4 protein-coding genes are annotated in these 2,717 nt (G+C 70.1%); all 4 read right to left on the bottom strand.

Annotated features, from left to right (window positions below):
- On the bottom strand, positions 1 to 1,395 hold a 1,395-nt coding region (gene feoB, locus BGN95_RS10280), incomplete at its 3' end, for a ferrous iron transporter B (protein ID WP_286772549.1).
- Positions 1,395 to 1,646: a FeoA domain-containing protein gene (locus BGN95_RS10285; RefSeq protein WP_179512919.1), complete on the bottom strand. Its 252-nt coding sequence runs from the start codon at positions 1,644 to 1,646 to the stop codon at positions 1,395 to 1,397. The genes BGN95_RS10285 and feoB, both read right to left, overlap by 1 nt.
- Before the next feature lie 51 nt (positions 1,647 to 1,697).
- On the bottom strand, positions 1,698 to 2,366 hold the full coding sequence (locus BGN95_RS10290; protein WP_179512918.1) for a COQ9 family protein: 669 nt from the start codon (positions 2,364 to 2,366) through the stop codon (positions 1,698 to 1,700).
- Positions 2,363 to 2,717, bottom strand: a 355-nt coding sequence (locus BGN95_RS10295; protein ID WP_353744694.1) for an EamA family transporter, incomplete at its 5' end; no start/stop codon positions are given. The genes BGN95_RS10290 and BGN95_RS10295, both read right to left, overlap by 4 nt.

Below are 2,717 nucleotides of genomic sequence, written 5' to 3' on the forward strand. Positions count from 1 at the left end.
GATGATCGTGCCGGCGCGCTTGAGGAAGATCTGCGCGCGGCTCCACAGCCCGATCAGCACGTCGTTGAGGCGCGGCCATTGATATTTGGGCATCTCCATCATGAAGCCCGAGGAGGCGCCCTTGGTCACCGTGCGGCGCAGGAACAAAGCGGCGCAGAAGGCGCCGGCGATCCCCATCAGATAGAGCCCGAGCAGCACCAGCCCCTGCAGCCCGACGAACGGCAGCACGCGGGTATTGGGGATGAAGGCGCCGATGATGATCGTATAGACCGGGAGCCGCGCGGAACAGGTCATCAGCGGGGCGATCAGGATCGTCGTCAGCCGGTCCTTCTCGTCGTCGATCGTGCGCGTCGCCATGATCCCGGGGACGGCGCAGGCGAAGCTCGACAGGAGCGGGATGAACGCGCGCCCCGACAAACCGACCCCCGCCATCAGCCGGTCCATCAGGAAAGCGGCGCGGACCATATAGCCCGATGCCTCGAGGACGAGGATGAACAGGAACAGGATCAGGATCTGCGGCAGGAACACGATGACCGCGCCGACCCCGGCGATCACCCCGTCGGTGATCAGCGAGCGCAGGATCGTGTCGGGCATCAGCCCGGTGACCCCGGCCTCGATCGCCTTGAACGCATCCTCGATCAGGCCGATCGGCGCTTCCGACCAGCTGAACACCGCCTGGAACATCACGAACAGCAGGGTGACGAGCAGGATCGGCCCGAAGACCGGGTGGAGCGCGACCGCGTCGAGCATATGCGTCCAGCGCCGCACCGGGGTTTCGTGGAGCGTCGCCGCGGCGGAGATCGCGCGGGCGCGGCGCTGCAAGGTGGCGATATCGTCATGGACGCTGCCGTCCGACGCGCGCAGCGCGCGCGCCTCGCTGCCGTCGACCGCGAGGGTGAGTTCGTGGCGCAGGGCATCGAGCCCGCGCTTGCGCACCGCGACGGTGGGGACGACCGGCACGCCGAGCTCGCGCGCCAGCACCGCGGGATCGAGCGTCAGCCCGTCGCGCTCGGCGAGGTCGATCATGTTGAGCGCCACCACCACCGGCAGCCCGAGCGCGATGAGCTGGAGCGTGAAGCGCAGGTGATTGTCGAGATTGGCGGCGTCGACCACCACCACCAGGGCGTCGGGCAGCCGCTCGCCCGCCTGGGCGCCGGTCAGCACGTCGCGGGTGACGCGCTCGTCGGGGGAGGCGGGGTCGAGGCTATAGGCGCCGGGCAGGTCGACCAGCTCGATCGGGCGGCCGTCGTCGAGCGCGAAGCGGCCCGAGTGGCGCTCGACGGTGACCCCGGGGTAATTGCCGACCTTCTGCCGCGCGCCGGTCAGCGCGTTGAACAGCGCGCTCTTGCCGGCGTTGGGATTGCCGACCAGCGCGATCAGCGGCAGCGTCGACATTATCCCAGCGACACTGTGATCGTCGCGGCGACCGTGCGGCGCAGCGCCACCGTCATCCGCCCGATGCGGCACGCGATCGGCCCGCGCCCCAGCGACGCGCGGTGGAGCACCTCGACCCCGACGCCCTCGTCGAAGCCCAGCTCGCGCAGCCGCCGCGCCTCGGGCAATGCGAGCCGGTCCCAGGCGATCGCGGCGATCGTCGCCGGGTGGCGCAAGGGAAGCGATTCGAGGCTGGGGATCGGAGCGAGCACAGCCTCGATCTAACGATGATGCGAACGATTATCAATTGCCTATGCGCGGTTTTACACCACCGGATAACGCAGCCGCCCGACGAAGCGTGACAGGCTCGGGCGGTGCGCCGCGCGGCGCAGGAAGCCGGCCTTGGCCTTCTCGAACCGCATGATCCCGTCGATCCGCCGCGCGAGGAAGGCGCGCGTCTCGGCCTGCCCCTCGCTCTCGTCGTCGAGCAGCATCGTCATCGTCGCGGCATAGACGGCGAGCAGGATCGTGCGCTTGGTATAATGGTTATAGTCGGTCGCGGTGTCGCCGGCGGCGCGCCAGATCGTATCGGCGGTGCGCCACGCCAGCCGCGCGCCGTGCGCGACATGCTGCGGCAGGGCGAGGATCGCGAGCGCGCGGCGCAGCGATTCGCGATTCGGCGCGATCTCGTCGATCCGCGCCTCGACCAGGGCGGCGATCCGTGCGCGAATCTTCATCGCGGCGAGCCGTTCGGGCGGGAGCACGGCGAGCATCGCGGCGTCGATCGCGGCGAACCAGGCATCGATCATCGCCATCGCATCGGGCAGCGCCAGCGCGGCGACGTCGCGATCGACCCCGAGCGAGTCCGCCGCCAGATCACGCGCCGCCGCCGCCCAGCCGTCGAACGCGGCATTGGCGGCGATGCGCGGGGCGAGCGCGGCGCGGATCTCGTCGAGCGTCGCGTCGGAAAGGTCGGGGGCAGGATCGGTCATGTCGCCTCTCTATCACCCCCCGACGGCCGACGCACCAGCACCAGCGCAACCGCCACCAGCGCCGCGCCGAACAGGTCGATCGCGCCGAGCCGCTCGCCATAGATGACCCAGCCGATCGCCGCTGCGACGATCGGCTGGGTGAGCAAGGCGATGCCGATGACGAGCGGCGTCAATTGGCCGAGCGCAAAGATCATCAGCCCTTGCCCGAGCACCTGGCTGGCCAGCGCCAGAGCGAGCAGCGGCATCCAATGCTGCGGCATGATCGGCTCGCCCAGCGCGAGCGCCGCGATCAGCAGCGGCGGGCCGGCGGCGAGCGACGACAGCGCCAGCGCGGGCAAAGGCTGCATCCGC

Source organism: Sphingomonas sp. 66-10 (genome assembly GCF_001897045.1).
GTDB classification, from domain to species: domain Bacteria; phylum Pseudomonadota; class Alphaproteobacteria; order Sphingomonadales; family Sphingomonadaceae; genus Sphingomonas; species Sphingomonas lycopersici.

Bases quoted from the DNA above. Each gene is read 5' to 3' on its own strand.
- BGN95_RS10290 (WP_179512918.1), bottom strand. From the start codon at position 2,366: ATGACCGATCCTGCCCCCGACCTTTCCGACGCGACGCTCGACGAGATC.